The sequence below is a fragment of the Priestia taiwanensis genome (genome assembly GCF_014638355.1).
Lineage (GTDB): Bacteria > Bacillota > Bacilli > Bacillales > Bacillaceae_G > Priestia_D > Priestia_D taiwanensis.
The window spans coordinates 498,380-515,303 of sequence record NZ_BMFK01000001.1; the positions used below are offsets into that span (position 1 = coordinate 498,380).

Consider the following 16,924-nt stretch of genomic DNA (forward strand, 5'->3'; position numbering starts at 1 on the left):
AAAATGAAACATAAAATTATACACGTTGTAACAGAAATTATGATAGAATAAAGAATAATCAATAATTGAGTAAAGGTGGTCAAATTTATTGGCAGACTTAGAAGACCTTAGTGATATTATCTATATTAATGGAGATCGTCATAATCAATGTTATACGACGACAGGGATTACGTTTGAAGAGTTCTCAAGCTCACTCGTATGTCCATTGAAAAATGTGTTGTTGTTAAAGCATCGATTCGAATGGGCTGATTTCAATCTTATGTCACGCTTTGATTATGTCGAGCAAGAGAACGTGGCACGATTGATGGATGACGATGTCCATGAGTATGGAGAGTTTTGTTGGGTAGATTTTGAAGATAGTAGTGATTTAGACGAACTCGAACCGTCTGAAATTGCATCGTTGCTCTATTTAGGGCATATGAAAGAGCCGCTAAATAAAGCGTTTTTTCCTATTTTAAATAATACATATGCTTATTTATCTGAGGAAGATGGTCGTTATACGAAAGTATACTATAAAAAGCTGTATGATTTTTTATTTATGCTATGTAATGTTATTCCATTAAAGCTTTCGGATTCACAAAAACGAAAAATGTTTTTCTTCCAACGTCCGAAACAACTATCATCGATTTCTATTCATGTGATGGAAGCTCTGCTCCCTATCATGGAAGAAGGAATGATTATTGATTTGTCGAAGAAAGTAGATACAAGGAAGGCAATCGAAATCCCGATATACAAGATTCAAAGCGGAAGGGAATCGATGGAGTTCTTTACGTACGAAGAGAAATATTCAAAAATTTCCTCAATTTATGGGAAATTGGTATATATGAAGAAAGAGCAACAATGGAGATTAGAAAGTTAATACAAGAAAAAGGCTGTCCGCGGGCAGCCTTTTTCTTACATTATGTGTTATAGATGATCGTGAAAATGACGGAGAAAAGTCCAAATCCAATTGTGGTGAAAGCGAGAACCTTTTGGCGGAATATCCATGTGATTGTTCCTAAAATAATTGCCGTTGTCCCTAAAATGAAAGGTAAGAAGACAAGGGAGGACAATGCGATAAATAAAGCTGTATATCCAATAGTGAGTCCTACTCTTCTGTTGGAATAGCGCTCACTAGAAGTTGCATAAGAGTGAATAGAAGGAGAAATTTCTGCTGCGTATTCTTCGTCATCTTTTTTCTTTTTGGTGCGGTGATATGGGTATTTGTTGCTTGATCTTTTCATAATAACCTCACTTTCTACTGCAAGATACTGTTAGTTTTGCTTACGTGTTTTCGATTTATAAATGGAAAATATAAGAGGGGGAACGTGTATGACGTGGTTAGAGCAAGGCGAAAAGTTATGGAATGAGAATGCATCGTTTTGGAGCAATGGAAGCAAACACATGTGGGACAATGGAAGTCGGAGTGGTGTCGTACCATTTATGAAGAAATATGTACCACAAGGAGCAAACATACTGGATGTTGGTTGCGGGGATGGCTACGGTTCGTACTTGTTAGCGAAAGAAGGATACAACGTCGTTGGCATGGATTATTCCGGAGAAATGGTAAACACTGCAACTGGACATAATAAAGAGAAAAACGTCTCGTTTGTAAAAGGGGATATGTGCCACATGCCATTTGAAGACGGGACATTTGCTAGTATTATGGCGATTACGTCTGTGGAATGGACGGAATCCCCGCTGCAAGCTGTTCAAGAATTTTACCGTGTGTTAGAAGATGGTGGGAAGTGTTGTGTGGCAATATTGGGACCAACTGCAAAGCCACGTGAGAGAAGCTATCAACGCTTATACGGGGAGAAAGTCGTGTGTAATACGATGATGCCATGGGAATTTGGCCGCCTTGCCTGTGAGAACGGATTTGTACATATCGATGGATACGGCGTGTATAAACGAGGAGTTGAGGAGATATGTATAGCGGACTTGTCGATATCACTGAAACAATCGTTGTCGTTCATGTGGGTGTTCATGCTGGAGAAGAAGGCGTGATAATGCTTGGTAGTTCGGAGTCACGCGTGCTAAAATAAAGATGCAAATAGAATCAGGTGGAGGTAGAGGACATGACAATAAAAGTACCAGTTAAATCAGATATCGAAATTGCACAAGAAGCAGCAAAGAAACCGATTAAAGATATAGCAAATGGATTAGACATAGTAGAAGAGGAATTAGAACTATACGGTCATTATAAGGCGAAGTTATCACTAGATATCTTTAACCGATTACAGGACAAAGAGGATGGGAAAGTCATCTTCGTTACCTCTATTAATCCGACGCCTGCCGGAGAAGGAAAGTCAACGGTAACAGTAGGACTTGGGCAAGCGTTAAATAAATTAGGCAAGAATGCAGTTGTTGCACTTCGCGAACCATCGCTTGGACCAACAATGGGAATCAAGGGTGGAGCAACTGGTGGCGGCTATTCACAAGTTATTCCGATGGAGGAAATCAACCTTCATTTCACTGGCGATATTCACGCGATTACAACAGCAAATAACGCTTTAGCAGCATTCATTGATAACCATATGCAACAAGGAAACGAGTTGCAAATTGATACACGTAAAATTATGTGGAAGCGCGTTGTGGACTTAAATGACCGTGCGCTTCGCAAAATCGTCATCGGTCTAGGTGGACCAGTACAAGGTGTACCACGTGAAGACGGATTTGATATTACAGTAGCATCGGAAATTATGGCCATTCTTTGCTTAGCGAATGACTTACAAGACTTAAAAACACGTTTAGCAAAAATCGTTGTAGCGTACAATACAAGCAACGAGCCAGTAACGGTACATGATTTAGGTGTAGAAGGTGCCTTAACACTTCTATTAAAAGATGCAATTAAGCCGAACTTAGTACAAACGTTAGAACATACACCAGCTATTATTCACGGTGGACCGTTCGCCAATATTGCCCATGGTTGTAACAGTGTTATCGCAACGAAAATGGCGTCTAAACTAGGCGACTATGTTGTAACAGAAGGTGGATTCGGAGCCGACCTTGGTGGGGAGAAGTTCTTAAATATTAAAGCGCGCAGTGCAAACATCAAGCCAGAAGCGGTTGTTATCGTAGCAACTATTCGTGCGCTGAAAATGCACGGTGGCGTAGCGAAAGACGCGTTAAAAGAAGAGAACGTAGAAGCGCTTGAGAATGGCTTACAAAACCTACAAAAGCACGTGGAAACAATTCAAGCATTCAGTTTACCGTTTGTTATCGCAGTGAACCGTTTCGTTGCCGATAGTGACAATGAAATCGCATGCTTAATGAACTGGTGCGAGACGAATGGCTATCCAGTATCGTTAACAGAAGTATGGGAAAAAGGCGGTAATGGTGGCCTTGATCTAGCGGAGAAAGTGCTACATATAATTGAAACAAGCGAAAATAACTTCAAGCCATTATACGATGTAGAAGCATCGATTGAAGAGAAGTTAACGACGATTGCGACGACAGTATACGGCGCAACGAAAGTAACGTTCACACCACAAGCGAAGAAACAACTTCTTCAATTTGAAGGAGAAGGTTGGAGTAACTTGCCAATCTGCGTAGCGAAGACACAATATTCGCTGTCAGATGATGCGACGAAATTAGGTCGTCCAGAAGACTTTGAAATTACAGTTCGTGAATTACGTCCGAAGATTGGTGCGGGATTCATTGTTGCCTTAACAGGTGACGTATTAACGATGCCAGGTCTTCCGAAGAAGCCAGCTGCCCTTCAAATGGACGTAGATGCGGACGGAAATGCAGTAGGCTTATTCTAAAAAGTTACGTTATATGATAGAATAGACTTTCGTAAGAATCCAAGCGTTGGAATAGACACGACGCTTGGTTTTCTTTTTGTCATAAGGAGGAAACCAACGATGTTTGATCCAACTATTTTCGAAAATTTAAAAGTTGTCACAGAAGGTGCTGTATACGATTTAGATTTAGACGGCATCATACAGGTGACAGACCGAAAAGATATGATTGATATGGCACATATGGGCCGTCATTATGAAATTTCGTTTCGAGTAGGCGATGCACCAATTACGGCAACGCTACAATTACGTGTCGATGCGAAAAATTGGAGCGATGAAGTGTTGGAACATCAGACAGAGTCAAGCTGTCAGATTGGCGTTCGTTTTACCGGAATGGTCGAACAGAATGTGGCGACATATAAAGAGATGCAACATATGCTACAGGCGAAGTGGGGCGAAGGAAGAACAATTAAGCAACGCCTTTCGTATGCACCTTGTGAAGAGAATGTAGCGTATGAATATATAATAGATATACACTTTAATAAAGGTATCAATGAAGATCATATTGATGATTTGCCAGTCATGATTGAATATATGGTAGAAACAATCGAAGAGCTTCGTAAATGGATGTAACGAGTAAAGGAGAATAACAATGACAGTAATGAAAGAAATGAAAGAATTTATCCAGAAATCTTGGGAGAAGGCGAAATTCGAAAAGTTAACGCCAATCCAAGAGAAAGCAATTCCACAAATACTAGAAGGAAAAGATATTATCGCTGAGTCTCCAACAGGAACAGGGAAAACATTAGCGTATGTCCTACCAATGCTACAGAAAATTGACGCAGAAAAATCAGCTCCTCAAGCGCTTATTTTGGCTCCGACGCGAGAATTAGTAATGCAAATACATATGGAAGTACAGAAATTTGCAGAAGGTAGCGGTATTCAAGCTGTGACATTAATCGGCGGTGCGGACATGAAGCGCCAAATCGAGCGATTAAAGAAGCGTCCACACGTACTAATTGGTTCACCAGGTCGTGTGCAAGAATTGATTAAAATGAAAAAAATCAAAATGCACGAAGTAAAAACAATCGTCTTCGATGAAGTCGATCAACTAATTAAAGCGAACATGACACAATCGTTAAAAGACATCGTGAAAACGACGTTACGTGATCGTCAGTTAGTCTTCTTCTCTGCGACAATTTCACCGAACGTAGAGCAAGTTACGAAAGAAATCGCACCAGAAGCAACAGTAGAGCGCATCAGCAAGAGTGAAGTTGTCACAAATGTTGAGCACTTATACATCGTAAGTGAGTTACGTCACAAGTTAGATAACATTCGTAAACTTGTTCATATGGAACAAGTAAAAGCACTTGTATTCTTAAATGATGCGTACAAATTAGATGATATGGCGTCAAAATTGAAATTCCGCAAAGTACGTGTAGGAGTGCTACATTCAGATGCACGTAAACAAGAGCGCGCTGCGACATTAACAGCATTCCGCCAAGGAAAAATCCAAGTATTACTTGCGACAGACATCGCCGCACGTGGACTTGATATTGATGACGTAACACATGTTATCCACTTAGACTTACCAGAGTTAGCGGAACAATACGTTCACCGTTCAGGCCGTACAGGACGTATGGGTAAAGCAGGAACAGTTCTATCATTAGTAACAGAAAATGAAGAAAAACGCTTAATGGCATTAGCACGTAAGCTGAACTTAGACGTTGCGAAGAAAGAAATCTTCGAAGGAACGTTAGTAGACAAGAAGCCTTTCGTCCCACGTGTAAAAGTGAAGAAGAAGAAAATGAAATAAGGTTTATTATTGAATGGTGTGGTTGATTTTTTGGGAATGAAGGACATTTTATCCACTTCACTGCGAGTGGTGACTTCAGCGGGGAAAGCGAAGAGACTCGTTCTCGCCCGCGAAAAGCGTCCACGCCTAGGGGTCAACCAAGCCTTTCCATGAAAAACAAAATAAAAAGAAAGATGGCGCTCATAACCATCTTTCTTTTTTTATACAAATTGTACATTCGGGGGAATGTAACATAAGTATACGCATTGTGTAGTATGTTATACTTAACGTACAACATATAGTTTAGGCTTTTTGTTGAATATCTTCCATACGGTATATCCGATAGCACTACCGATAGTAGGCACGAAGATTAGGCCGTATAAGTTGAAAGATGTGCTAATAATACCAGTTGTGTCTACGATCCAACCTACAAAAAAGAGTGCAGTTACATAAAGAATGAAGTAAAATTGTGCATTTGACATACCGTGTTTTTTATTTCGTTTCATCGTATTCACCTGCCTTTTCATAAATAGGTTTTGACACATTTCTGACACTTAGTTGTCACAAATTGTTCACATTTACATTGTATTATAGGTAATGTAATTTGTCTACCAATTTGACTATATTTTTCAGAAAAAACAGAAAAAGAGGGATAGAAATGACAATATATGATTTTCAAGTAAAAAGAAACAACGGAGAAGAGATAGAGATGAAGGAATATGAAGGGAATGTATTACTCATCGTCAATACTGCAACAAATTGTGGATTTGCACCACAATTAGCCGAGTTGCAAGAACTATACGAAATGTATCATGAACGTGGATTTGAAGTGTTAAGCTTCCCGTGTAACCAGTTTGCGAATCAAGAACCAAGATCAGACGAGGAAATTGCGACGGCATGCTTCTTAAACTATGGTACAGCTTATCCGATTTTTCAAAAGATAAACGTAAAAGGAGAAGAGGCGCATCCACTCTATAATTATTTAACGAAAGAGGCGCCAGGTATATTAGGTTCGACTTCTATCAAATGGAATTTCACGAAATTCCTTATAGATAGAGATGGTAATGTTGTGAAACGATTTTCTCCGAAAACAAAGCCGAAGAAGATTGTCGAGGAGATTGAAAAGCTATTATAAAATAAGTTGATTATAAAACAAGTAATTATATATACTTAAATTATTACAAGTAACAATAGTAAGGATGGAATGAACATGACAAACACAAAAGAATTGTCACTAGAACAACGTGAAGAATTACTGAACATATTAAAAAAACGTTTTGAGAAAAATATGAACCGCCATGAAGGTGTTGAATGGGCTAACGTTCAAGCAAAGCTAGAGGCTCATCCCGATAAATTGTGGTCACTGAATGAAATGGAACGAACGGAAGGGGAACCGGATGTTATCCATTATGATAAAGAGACGGACGAGTACACATTTTCTGATTGTTCAGGAGAAAGTCCTAAAGGCCGCAGAAGTGCTTGCTATGATTTTGAAGCGCTGCAATCAAGAAAGAAACATCCACCAGAAAATAACGCCATTGATATGGCAGCTGCAATGGGAATTGAACTACTAACGGAAGAACAATATCGTGCATTGCAACAACTTGGTGATTTCGATAAGAAGACGTCGAGCTGGGTACAAACTCCTTCTGATATTCGTGCACTTGGCGGTGCGATTTTCTGCGATTACCGCTTTGGTCATGTATTCGTGTACCATAACGGAGCAGATTCGTACTACGCGGCAAGAGGTTTCCGTGGTTCGTTAACGGTTTAAGCAGGGTGGATTCCTGATTTGTTGGACAACGAGGAACTCAGATAATAAACAAAAATAAAAACAAAGCAGGCGCATCATTGGCCTGCTTTGTTTTTATTTTTGTCGTTCGTTTACTTTATCTAATAGTTCGTGGATTAGCCGTTCGTATAGTTGTACTTCTTTTACGGAAAGGGCGTCTATCATGCATTCTTTCAAGGAGCAGTAACGTTCTTTTTCTTCATCAGTTAATTTGTCCCATGACATATGCGTTTCCCCCTAAAAACCCCTAAGGTATATAAATAGATAAGGTTAGTTTGTTAGTCTCTTTTGGATGTTATCTAATCCTTCTACTTTTGCTCTCTCTGTACTTAGTTCGCGGTAGAGTAGAATGTTTTCGGCACTCATACCTGCAAGAATAGCGATGCCTACTACTGTCTTCCAGTCGTTTGAATCGGGCAGCAAGTACGTAATTGTGAACACTGCAGCAGCTGAGCCAACGAGAAAATCAGCAATAAATCCTAAATGGACTCCGTTCTTACGTTTCTTTGGAAAGATAAGAACTTTTTTATTCTTGAGCATATGAGAAATGATACCAGTGAACCCGCCGATGATCACAGCTAAATAAATAGTATTCATCTTTGCATACCTCCTCTCACACGAAAAGTAAGAAGTGTGTATCTAGATGAAAAAAGAATCTTAGTTCTATTTTATGCAAAGGAGGACGAGTTTTGAAGAGAAATTTATAGTAATTAATCGACAAAAACTGCCTGTTCGTGCCAAATTTGCAAGAATAATTGGGCTTCGTGTCGGAGTGCTTGGAGGACGAGTGGATTCTTTCGGTCTAATGTGTGGAGTTTTCCTTTTTTAATATCGAGTGTGGAGAGGGTGGTGTATGCGAGTAGATCACAATCTTTTGTTGCATCTTCCATAAGCGTTAAAGTTGGTTGGATGTTACGTTTTGATACGGCGACAGTATCGCCTTTGAAGAAAATTTTGATAAGATGTGGGATGCCGTTGATGGTAAGACCAATCTCTGGTGTAGCGCGAACGAGTAGTGCATCGCTGTATTTCCAATGTACGTTTGGTGGGACGAAAGCTGTAACATCTTTGTTACGGATAAATTTGAGGAAGACATCTAGTAAACTTGCATACGAGTTCTTCTTGCGTTCTGGAATATCACGCAGTAATACTTCCATATCGCGAAGATCACGTTGGTTCTTACAACAAGAGGCGAGTGCTTCACGAAATTCCTTCCAATGATCTCGGATAGGGTGATAGGCGCCTTGATTTTTGATTTCTTGTACTTTTTTCATTTTGGATAACATCGTATGTTTCAGCGTAAAATCTAGAAATTGGCTCATCCCAATCGTAATGGGTTCCATCTGATTCCACCTTTCAATACGAAGTATATGTTTGCAAATACTATATAGTATATGCACGTATGGCGATTTTGTGAGGATTTACAAGAAAATTGTGTGAAGGAACTCATACAAAAGTAGGAGGTTTGTTTCATACTATTTCTCGAGCGTTTCTCCCTCTTTGTAGTGTTCTTATTGATGTGATTAGTTGGTAATCTATGGATAGAAAGAAAGTCAAAGGAGGATTCATAATGAAAATCGAAAAAGCTCAACTACTTATTTCAAAATTTGAAGAAACGGTCGCATTTTATCAAGATGTTTTGCAATTTTCTCTTCTATCAAAGAATGAAGATAGCGCATCATTTCAAATTGGAGAAAGTGTCTTGGAATTTATAAAAGATAAAGAAGAAAATCATTACTATTATCACTTTGCATTTAATATTCATCAAAATTTATTCAAGGAAGCGAAGCAATGGCTTTTAGATCGGGTAGGGTTATTACAAGAAGACGGCATGGATGAAATAAATTTTACCGATTCGAAAGCAAATTCATGTTATTTTGAAGATCCAGCTGGAAATATTGTGGAGTATATTGCAAGAAGAGAAACGTCATCTTCTTCCCTTGATACAGTATTTTCATCACAGAATGTTTTATGTATTAGTGAAATGAGTGTAACGACGAATACAGTGGCGGAGCATGCGAGGGAAATGAAAGGAAAGGGTATGTATGTACGTGAGCGAGTAGATGAGGCGGAATTGAATTTTGTCGGAGAATACAAAGATGGGACGTTCATTTTGTTGGGACCAGTAGGGAGAAGATGGTTGTTTTCATCGAAAGAAGCAATTGCCTCACCGGTTACAATTGTGACAGATCAGGGGATTATTCGAAATGTAGCATAAATAATGAAAAAGCTCCTCTTCGTGAGGAGCTTTTTCATTATTTGGCCTGTAGGCGTTGCTTCGCTTGTAAGAAACGAACACGTGCAAATCCGATAAGAATGATGCATGTTACAACTACTAATACACAGATAGCAGCAAGGATGAATGGGGCAACATCCTTGTCTTCGTAGTCTCTGTAAAATGGAATTAATTCCTTTAATAATAAGAAATCAACGATAGCAATGAACAGGATGCTAAATGGAATGTTTTGTAACCAGTTTGTTTTTGAATTATTCATGTGTATCCCCCTTCTTAGAAAGTTTTAGCTCAATAATGAAACCTACAGTTCCAGCAAGAGATGTCCAAAATAATGCTTTATCGATTGGATACGGTGGCATATGTAAGGAAATAATCGACATGAAAGACAGAATGCAAATTCCGCCTAGAATGAGGATAAATAGGAAGTACGTATCAGTAATAGATTTTTGAATAGTATCTTTCTTTTCCACTTTTCTTTCTCCTTCATCATTAATCATCATAGAGAAAAGTAAAACGTTATACTTTTCCATAAAGTCAAGTATAGCACTTTTTTTCCGTTACAATCAACAGGTAGCGTGAGAGTTAGAAATGTGAGAATTTTCTCTCAACGTGATAGACTAGTACAAAGAAAGGAGAGATAGATATGAAAGGATGGGCAGTAGGCAAGATGGCCCTTGCGATGATGATATTTGGCTCTGTCGGGTTCTTTTCCGAACAAACAGGTATCCCTGCAATTGAGTTAGTATTTGTACGTTGTTTGTGTGCGATGGTGTTCTTAGGTGGGCTATGGTATGCAACTGGAAAATATAAAGAAGAGAAGTGGCAAAGGCGAAGTGTGATGCAAATTATTCTTTGTGGTTTCTTTCTTATTGGGAACTGGGTATTTTTATTTACCGCATTTGGAGAAGAGGGTGCATCCATTACAATTGTAACGTCTATTTATCATCTAGCACCTGTGATTGCGCTTGTGCTAGGGAGTATAGTCTTTAAGGAGAAACTATCAATCTTCTCGTTCCTCGCAATGGTGGCGTGTTTGGTAGGGACAATTCTTATTGCGGGGGAAGGTTCGTCTATTTCGGTAGATAGTTTGCTAGCTTCGGGAATTGGCTTTGCTTTCTTAGCTGCAATTTGTTATGCGCTGTTAATGGTTGGAGGGAAAGGCATCCAAGGAGTGAGCACGTATGCAGTGACGTTCATTCAAACATCCATTGGGGTAGTAATGCTTCTACCATTTGCTGATTTCGATGCATTTATCGGTCTTACGATGACAAATTGGATCTATATTATCGCAACGGGGTTAATACATACCGGTATCGTGTACGTGTTGTTCTTCGATAGTTTGCGAGAGTTACCAACCTCGATTAGTTCAGCACTTGTCTTCTTGAATCCTGTGACGGCTATTTTGTCTGATGTGTTCTTAATTGGCTTCTTGCCAACTTGGTTACAAGTAGCTGGTATTGCACTTATTTTTATTGGGATGGTATGTACATTTGTGAAGCCACGGCCACGTACAATCGTACAAGAAAAGGCGTCATAGGGGATTATGATATAGTAGACCATTATTAATATTTTACTGCTTTCTAGGAGGTTGTTATGAACAAACGTGTAGTTGGGCTAGTATGTATCCTGTTGGCTATTATCGTTGGTGGGAATATCTTGTTTCAACAAAGTCAACCGAACCAAGTGGGGAAAGAAGAGAAAGTTAGTGAAAGGGTATTAGCTACGACAAATAAAGCAAAGAAGACGATTGAATTAGGGAAGTCTGTGTGTGATACAGAGGCAAGTAAGGTTATGCTAGAGTATGTTAGTGATCGTTACGTTGTCCAGCAGATTCCAAATAACGTATACAGCTCTTCCTTGCAAGTGATGGATTTGGAGACGAAGCAATGTGAAACAATAATGACTGTTGCCGATTTTCAAAATTCTATTGGTATGTACGAGCGTATTATTTGGATAGAAGGCGAGCAAAAAGGAGAACAGGCTTATTCGCATATAAAGCAGTATGATTTACGTACGAAAGAAAAGAAACATATAGGAACAGTGAAAAAGTATGAGGAATTCCCTGGTTTAAGTATGCCAGCGCTGATTGAGCAAGATAAAATTGTTTACTGGGTTGAAATGGAGAAACGAAAGAATACGGTGACGAGTACATTAATGATGTATGATATCGAAACGGGAGAGAAGAAGGAAGTAGAGAGATTACAGGCGGTTCAACAAGGAGAAGGATTTACAGGGGGATTTTATCGAGATATTATTGGGATAGAGGATACGTTAGTTTTAACAAAAGATATAACAAACGCTGATCATTCAAAGACGCGCCTTTTACAAATAAAGAAAAAAGATAGCTCCATGCAAGAAAGGGAGCTTCACTTAGATGATAGTGCTCCGGTATACGTATACGGAGATTATAGGGTGGATACGTACCTTGGGGAGGTAAGTGTGACATCAATGTCGACTGGACGTGTGTTGTTCCATTATTTTCATGAGGATGAAACGGCCGTCTATAGTAATCCGCTCATACGAGGTGGCTATTTCTACGTGAATGAAGGTGGCAAGAAAATTATCGTTTTCGATATGGAAACAGGTGAGCAACAAGACGTGTTGGAAGCAGAATCTGTACTAGATTTATTTACGTATGATGATCGAGTAGTTGTGTATAGCCGTGATAACGGTTCGTTATTTGTTCATGTATTGGAATAGAAGAAGGGCTTCTCATAATGAGAGGCCCTTTTTACATCACGGTGCTTCGCATTCGTTGGAAGGAGCGGTTCCGTGTAAATCAAGCATGACATGTTCCGTAATAATCCATTCTTTCGTTCCATAAGAGGGATGGCGAAATGACTTCGCCCATCCTTTTGATAAGTACGGACTCATGATTTCCTCGTCTTGTAAGTGTTGAGCTACTAAGTCGGGGTCTAATCCCCAGCGGAATGCTGCTTCAGTGGGTGTCATGTACTCGTGTATGTCCACATTCTTTCCTCCTTCACACATAGATATAAGTTCTTTTCTTTCTCTTTACTAAGTATGGGAAGGAAGAGGTTTTTTTATTTAAATAATATAGGAAGAAAATGTGAAAACTCCTTCAATGTTAATGTGTATAGCTACTTAAGGTACCCCTCCTTTTTTGATTTAAGTGGAGAAAGGAAATCTTGCGGCTGAGAAGCCTGATGATTGTGGAGGGGCTAAGTTCGTAATGTTACCATCTGTTGTAGCGAAGAAAGTCACGGATACAGTGTCTCCTGCATTTAAAGCGTAAATAGTGGACAAAGTAACAGTCGCATTTCCTTGTAAATTATCTTGGAAATCATTCGCGATAACATTTGTATTAACAAAGATATCAGAATTTAATAGGTAGACCTCGGTAGTGAGCGAACTAAAAGAGAAATGAACATTGATTTGATAAATACCTGCTTGTGCCGGTGTAAAGGCAGTAGATCCGTTGTATTCATCGTTAAGATCGAAGGAAACATTTGCAAAAACAACAGTAACACCTGTATCTGCCGTGTAAGATTGGTCTGCTAGTATACTTGCGCGGAATGCAGATGCAACTCCACCTGATCCAGTAGGTCCAGTCGCGCCAGTAGAACCAGTCGCGCCAGTAGAACCAGTTGCGCCAGTAGAACCAGTCGCGCCAGTGGAACCAGTCGCGCCAGTAGAACCAGTCGCGCCAGTAGAACCAGTCGCGCCAGTGGAACCAGTCGCGCCAGTAGAACCAGTCGCGCCAGTGGAACCAGTTGCTCCTCTAGCTCCGGTAGGTCCTGTTGGTCCAGTTGGGCCAACAATCGGACATGGGCAATCGCATTCGAATGTGAAACAACAATCTTTGTCATGCTTAGTCATCGTATAACCTCTCTTCTTTGAATAGCATCCTTATAAGATATGAATGAATGGAAGAAAGGGAGTGGGACAAAGACCTGTTATTAGGATAATAGAATAGGGAAAGTGGAGCCTTTTTTAGAGAAGGTACATAGTTTGAGAAAGTGAAAAAGGTAACAAATGGTTACAAAAACTAATGTAGACAGGATTGGGAGGTATGTTGTCGAACCTTTATGATGCAAGGGATAAATCGATAAACGGAGTGTGAGAATAGATGGATAGAATCGAAACAAATTCTGTGAAAGCAGAAAAACTAAAGCAATTATTCACGGTATTAGCAGAAGAACAAGGGTTTAGCGGTGCTGTTTTAGTTGCGGAAAAAGGCGAAGTTATTTATAAAGATGCATGCGGTTACTTGAACATGGAATCGAAAGCGCCTATTACGGCAGATTCGATGTTTGAATTGGCATCTGTTTCGAAGACATTTACTTCAGTAGCAACGATGATGTTGATAGAACAAGGGAAGCTTCGCTATGATGATACGATTGACATATATCTTCCAGTACTTCCGTACAAACATATAACGATAAAAAATTTATTAAATCATACGTCTGGATTGCCAGACTATGAGACGTTGTTTTTGGAACATTGGGACAGAACAAAGATTGCAACGAATGATGATGTTATAGCGCTATTAGCGAAGTATAAACAAGATGTTCTATTTCAACCGAATGAAAAGTGGCACTATAGCAATACAGGATACGTGTTACTAGCTTCTATTATTGAAGTAGCATCTGGCAGGTCGTTTGCAGAATTCCTAGAGAAAAATATTTTCGAGCCGCTACAGATGACAAGAACAACTGTATATAACCGGCGATATGCGCCACGTCGTATTCCTAATTATGCGTACGGATATGTATATTCATATGAACAAAACCAATACGTTCTACCAGATAACTATGAAGAGACAAATTATGTGTATTGGCTAGATGGTATTCAAGGGGACGGAACGGTTAATTCAACGATAGAAGATTTGCTGAAATGGGACCGAGCGCTGTATACAGAGAAACTATTACCGAAGGAGATAGTAAAGGAAGCATTCCAATCAACGATATTAAGTGACGGAAGTAGTTTCCCTTATGGATATGGATGGGGAATTGAGGAGAAAGAAAACATTGGAAAAGAAGTGAGCCATGGTGGAGCTTGGCCGGGATATGAAACATCTTTGTCGCGCTATATAGATAAAGATAGAACGATTATCTACTTAACGAATAAGCCACAAGGGTTTTCATGGTTTCTAGAGATACTCGCAGCGTTAGAAAATATTGCGTTCGACCTTGATTATACATTCCCCCAATTACCTCCAAAACGTGAAATGGTAACAATTAATCCTGAAATATATACGAAATATGTAGGGGTATATGTAGAGGGAGATGGGGAAAAACTCAGTATATTCGTAGAGGAAAAGTGGTTATATGTAAAAGCAAATGGACAAAAAATAAGACTATTACCATCGTCAGAAACAACATTTTTCTCTGCGCAAGTTCCATTGGAAATTGAATTTGTTGTAGGTAAGGAAGAGAAAGCGAATGAAATGATTATTACAGCAGGAGAAGTTAGTAAAGCAACTCGTATACAGGAATAGAAAGAAGAAATCCCCTTCAGATAGGCATTCTGAAGGGGATTTTCTGTGGTTGTACGTGGTGTTTGTCGTTTATAAAAGGTGAAGGGTGGTTGTACGTCAATTTTAACACGGTAGGTACGTTGGGAATGAGTGTAAAAGTGAATATTTTGTGAATTTGTAATAATGAGAAATATGTGTTTTGTCGGTACATAATTTGATAGGATGAATAGTAGAGTTAGAAGAGGAAGGGAGAATCGAATGGAAGAATGGAAACAGAGATTACAAGCACTTTTTGCGAAAGCGATTCATTCGGTAAAAGACTTAGAGGTATGGCTTGTAGAAGAGAGAGAATTATGTGCGGAGATAGAAGAGGCCATTACCAAGCATTTCATTACCTTTTACAAAGATACGAAACATGAAAAGAATCGGCAGCTACATATAGAGTATCAACGTGAGATTCAGCCGCTTCTTACAAGTTATGAAGCGAAGTTTGATGAGAAATTTAGTGATTGTCCATTCACCCTGTTGTTAGATGAAAAGAAATATGGACATATGCGCAATGTACGGTTAGGAAGAAAGAAGCTGTTTCAAGAGAAAAACATTGCACTAGTAGTAAGAGAGCAAGAGCTTATCACACAGTATAGAGAAATAATGGCCAGTATGACAATTGACTGGGACGGTGAAACAAAATCTCGTTCGTATATAAAAGCAAAGCTAGATAGTCCAAATCGAGATGTTCGTAAGCGAGCGTGGCAGGCGTTAGCAGAAGAAAATCGACGTGTAAAAAAAGAAGTGGACGGCTTGATGACAGAATTAATCGAAATACGTCATCAAATGGCGTGTAATGCAGGGTTTATGAACTACCGTGATTATATATTTGTGACGAAGCATCGTGAATATCGTGTAGAGGATTGTTATATGCTACATGCATCTGTAGAGACGTATGTTATTCCGGTATGGAGGAAAGTCGCACATTTTTTCAAAACAGTATTGCAGGTCGAAACGTATCGTCCGTGGGATAGAGGATCATGTACGATGCAACAACCCGCGTTTGATGAGTTTGCCGATTTAGTAGATGGTGTAGGAGAGATGCTTCGTCAGACAGATTCGTATTTTCACGAACGGTTCCAATATATGCGGAAGCAAGGGCTCTTGGATGTAGAAGCAAGAGCAAACAAAGGGGCTGGGGCAATTTGTTTTACATTGCCGAAGGTGAGAGAAGTCTTTATTCATATGAACTTTAGTCCTTCATTTGATGCTGTCAATGCACTCGTTCATGAAATGGGACATGCCATTCACTTCTATAAGCAATTTGAAAACGAAAGTAGCATGCAAGAACGGTATCTTAGGGAAGAGGTAGCAGAATTATATTCACATAGTTTAGAGTTATTCGTAATGGATAAATTAAATGTATTTTATCAAAATCCGATAGAGTGTAAATGGGCACAACGTGAACAACTTCGCCGAGCATGTTCTCTATTAATTTCTCCCGTTGCCGGAGACTTATTTCAACATTGGATGTATACAAACCCACATCATACATCGGAAGAACGAGACGCGAAGTATCTGGAAATTAGTAAAAGGTTTCAATTAGCACCTGTTGATATAGTCGGCATTGAAGAAGAGGTCAGTACGAGTTGGATAGAATTTGGACATTATATTCAATATCCGTTTTATAACATTGAATATGCTATTTCACAATTAGGTGCTTTGCAATTGTTTCAGTTATATAGAGAAAATCCTGAAAAAGCCATTTCCTTCTTTAAAGAGGGTGCGAGTATAGATTGGAACACATCGATAGTGGATATTTATCGACATACAGGTGTTTCATTCGATTTCTCTCATGAAACAGTAAAACGCATAGCGGATTGTTGCTTGAATTACCTACAAGATTAGTTGCGACTATGTGTATGTTACTCAACGGCATATTTGCTATTTT

At 39.3% G+C, this 16,924-nt stretch carries 21 protein-coding genes; 12 read left to right on the plus strand and 9 right to left on the minus strand.

The features are described 5' to 3' along the window. The first annotated feature begins 88 nt into the window (after positions 1-88). Positions 89-859, plus strand: a complete 771-nt coding sequence (locus tag IEV41_RS02580) for an oxalate:formate antiporter (RefSeq protein ID WP_188386884.1) — start codon at positions 89-91, stop codon at positions 857-859. A gap of 40 nt (positions 860-899) precedes the next feature. Here the strand turns inward: IEV41_RS02580 and IEV41_RS02585 are convergent, their stop codons facing one another. Next, positions 900-1,223, minus strand: coding sequence for a permease (locus IEV41_RS02585; protein ID WP_188386885.1), 324 nt, complete (start codon positions 1,221-1,223; stop codon positions 900-902). 70 nt (positions 1,224-1,293) lie between these two features. On the opposite strand from IEV41_RS02585, the gene IEV41_RS02590 reads away from it, so the two are divergent. The 4 genes from IEV41_RS02590 (at position 1,294) to IEV41_RS02605 (ending at position 5,538) form a co-directional block, all read left to right on the plus strand. Beyond that, positions 1,294-1,986: a class I SAM-dependent methyltransferase gene (locus tag IEV41_RS02590; RefSeq protein ID WP_188388652.1), complete on the plus strand. Its 693-nt coding sequence runs from the start codon at positions 1,294-1,296 to the stop codon at positions 1,984-1,986. A gap of 71 nt (positions 1,987-2,057) precedes the next feature. After that, positions 2,058-3,746, plus strand: coding sequence for a formate--tetrahydrofolate ligase (locus IEV41_RS02595; protein WP_188386886.1), 1,689 nt, complete (start codon positions 2,058-2,060; stop codon positions 3,744-3,746). Positions 3,747-3,845: 99 nt separating this feature from the next. Next, a complete protein-coding gene (locus IEV41_RS02600) occupies positions 3,846-4,355 on the plus strand; it encodes a hypothetical protein (RefSeq protein WP_188386887.1) in 510 nt (169 codons plus the stop codon). Between the two features lie 19 nt (positions 4,356-4,374). Further along, positions 4,375-5,538 (plus strand): DEAD/DEAH box helicase, encoded by a 1,164-nt coding sequence (locus IEV41_RS02605; protein ID WP_188386888.1) that lies wholly within the window; start codon positions 4,375-4,377, stop codon positions 5,536-5,538. A 263-nt stretch (positions 5,539-5,801) separates the two neighbouring features. Here IEV41_RS02605 and IEV41_RS02610 read toward each other — a convergent pair whose 3' ends face one another. Then, positions 5,802-6,023, minus strand: a complete 222-nt coding sequence (locus tag IEV41_RS02610; protein ID WP_188386889.1) for a DUF3925 family protein — start codon at positions 6,021-6,023, stop codon at positions 5,802-5,804. Between the two features lie 152 nt (positions 6,024-6,175). Here IEV41_RS02610 and IEV41_RS02615 point away from each other — a divergent pair, with 152 nt between their 5' ends. After that, a complete protein-coding gene (locus IEV41_RS02615) occupies positions 6,176-6,652 on the plus strand; it encodes a glutathione peroxidase (RefSeq protein ID WP_188386890.1) in 477 nt (158 codons plus the stop codon). Between the two features lie 69 nt (positions 6,653-6,721). Further along, positions 6,722-7,291 (plus strand): DUF4256 domain-containing protein, encoded by a 570-nt coding sequence (locus tag IEV41_RS02620; protein ID WP_188386891.1) that lies wholly within the window; start codon positions 6,722-6,724, stop codon positions 7,289-7,291. Positions 7,292-7,384: 93 nt separating this feature from the next. On the opposite strand, the gene IEV41_RS02625 is transcribed toward IEV41_RS02620, so the two are convergent. The 3 genes from IEV41_RS02625 to IEV41_RS02635 form a co-directional block, all read right to left on the minus strand. Continuing rightward, positions 7,385-7,534 (minus strand): hypothetical protein, encoded by a 150-nt coding sequence (locus IEV41_RS02625; RefSeq protein ID WP_188386892.1) that lies wholly within the window; start codon positions 7,532-7,534, stop codon positions 7,385-7,387. Between the two features lie 45 nt (positions 7,535-7,579). Continuing rightward, positions 7,580-7,906 (minus strand): DUF4257 domain-containing protein, encoded by a 327-nt coding sequence (locus IEV41_RS02630; protein WP_188386893.1) that lies wholly within the window; start codon positions 7,904-7,906, stop codon positions 7,580-7,582. Between the two features lie 113 nt (positions 7,907-8,019). Next, on the minus strand, positions 8,020-8,652 hold the full coding sequence (locus tag IEV41_RS02635; RefSeq protein WP_188386894.1) for a hypothetical protein: 633 nt from the start codon (positions 8,650-8,652) through the stop codon (positions 8,020-8,022). A gap of 227 nt (positions 8,653-8,879) precedes the next feature. On the opposite strand from IEV41_RS02635, the gene IEV41_RS02640 reads away from it, so the two are divergent. Next, the gene (locus IEV41_RS02640; protein ID WP_188386895.1) at positions 8,880-9,527 is read left to right on the plus strand and encodes a toxoflavin lyase-like VOC family protein; all 648 of its coding nucleotides are present in this window, start codon (positions 8,880-8,882) and stop codon (positions 9,525-9,527) included. A 37-nt stretch (positions 9,528-9,564) separates the two neighbouring features. Here IEV41_RS02640 and IEV41_RS02645 read toward each other — a convergent pair whose 3' ends face one another. Both IEV41_RS02645 and IEV41_RS02650 read right to left on the minus strand, forming a co-directional pair. After that, positions 9,565-9,804 (minus strand): hypothetical protein, encoded by a 240-nt coding sequence (locus IEV41_RS02645; protein WP_188386896.1) that lies wholly within the window; start codon positions 9,802-9,804, stop codon positions 9,565-9,567. After that, positions 9,797-10,015, minus strand: a complete 219-nt coding sequence (locus tag IEV41_RS02650; RefSeq protein ID WP_188386897.1) for a hypothetical protein — start codon at positions 10,013-10,015, stop codon at positions 9,797-9,799. Before IEV41_RS02650 ends, IEV41_RS02645 begins: the two co-directional genes overlap by 8 nt. A gap of 173 nt (positions 10,016-10,188) precedes the next feature. Here IEV41_RS02650 and IEV41_RS02655 point away from each other — a divergent pair, with 173 nt between their 5' ends. Further along, positions 10,189-11,082 (plus strand): DMT family transporter, encoded by an 894-nt coding sequence (locus IEV41_RS02655; protein ID WP_229722119.1) that lies wholly within the window; start codon positions 10,189-10,191, stop codon positions 11,080-11,082. Positions 11,083-11,138: 56 nt separating this feature from the next. Beyond that, positions 11,139-12,245, plus strand: a complete 1,107-nt coding sequence (locus tag IEV41_RS02660; RefSeq protein WP_188386898.1) for a hypothetical protein — start codon at positions 11,139-11,141, stop codon at positions 12,243-12,245. A gap of 36 nt (positions 12,246-12,281) precedes the next feature. Here the strand turns inward: IEV41_RS02660 and IEV41_RS02665 are convergent, their stop codons facing one another. Next, the gene (locus tag IEV41_RS02665) at positions 12,282-12,515 is read right to left on the minus strand and encodes a helix-turn-helix domain-containing protein (RefSeq protein ID WP_188386899.1); all 234 of its coding nucleotides are present in this window, start codon (positions 12,513-12,515) and stop codon (positions 12,282-12,284) included. Positions 12,516-12,674: 159 nt separating this feature from the next. Beyond that, positions 12,675-13,385 (minus strand): collagen-like protein, encoded by a 711-nt coding sequence (locus IEV41_RS02670; RefSeq protein WP_188386900.1) that lies wholly within the window; start codon positions 13,383-13,385, stop codon positions 12,675-12,677. A gap of 250 nt (positions 13,386-13,635) precedes the next feature. Here IEV41_RS02670 and IEV41_RS02675 point away from each other — a divergent pair, with 250 nt between their 5' ends. Together IEV41_RS02675 and IEV41_RS02680 are read left to right on the plus strand one after the other, a co-directional pair. Then, on the plus strand, positions 13,636-15,006 hold the full coding sequence (locus tag IEV41_RS02675; RefSeq protein ID WP_188386901.1) for a serine hydrolase: 1,371 nt from the start codon (positions 13,636-13,638) through the stop codon (positions 15,004-15,006). A gap of 237 nt (positions 15,007-15,243) precedes the next feature. Continuing rightward, complete coding sequence (locus IEV41_RS02680) at positions 15,244-16,881, plus strand: M3 family oligoendopeptidase (RefSeq protein ID WP_229722120.1); 1,638 nt, start codon at positions 15,244-15,246, stop codon at positions 16,879-16,881. Positions 16,882-16,924: the final 43 nt, after the last annotated feature.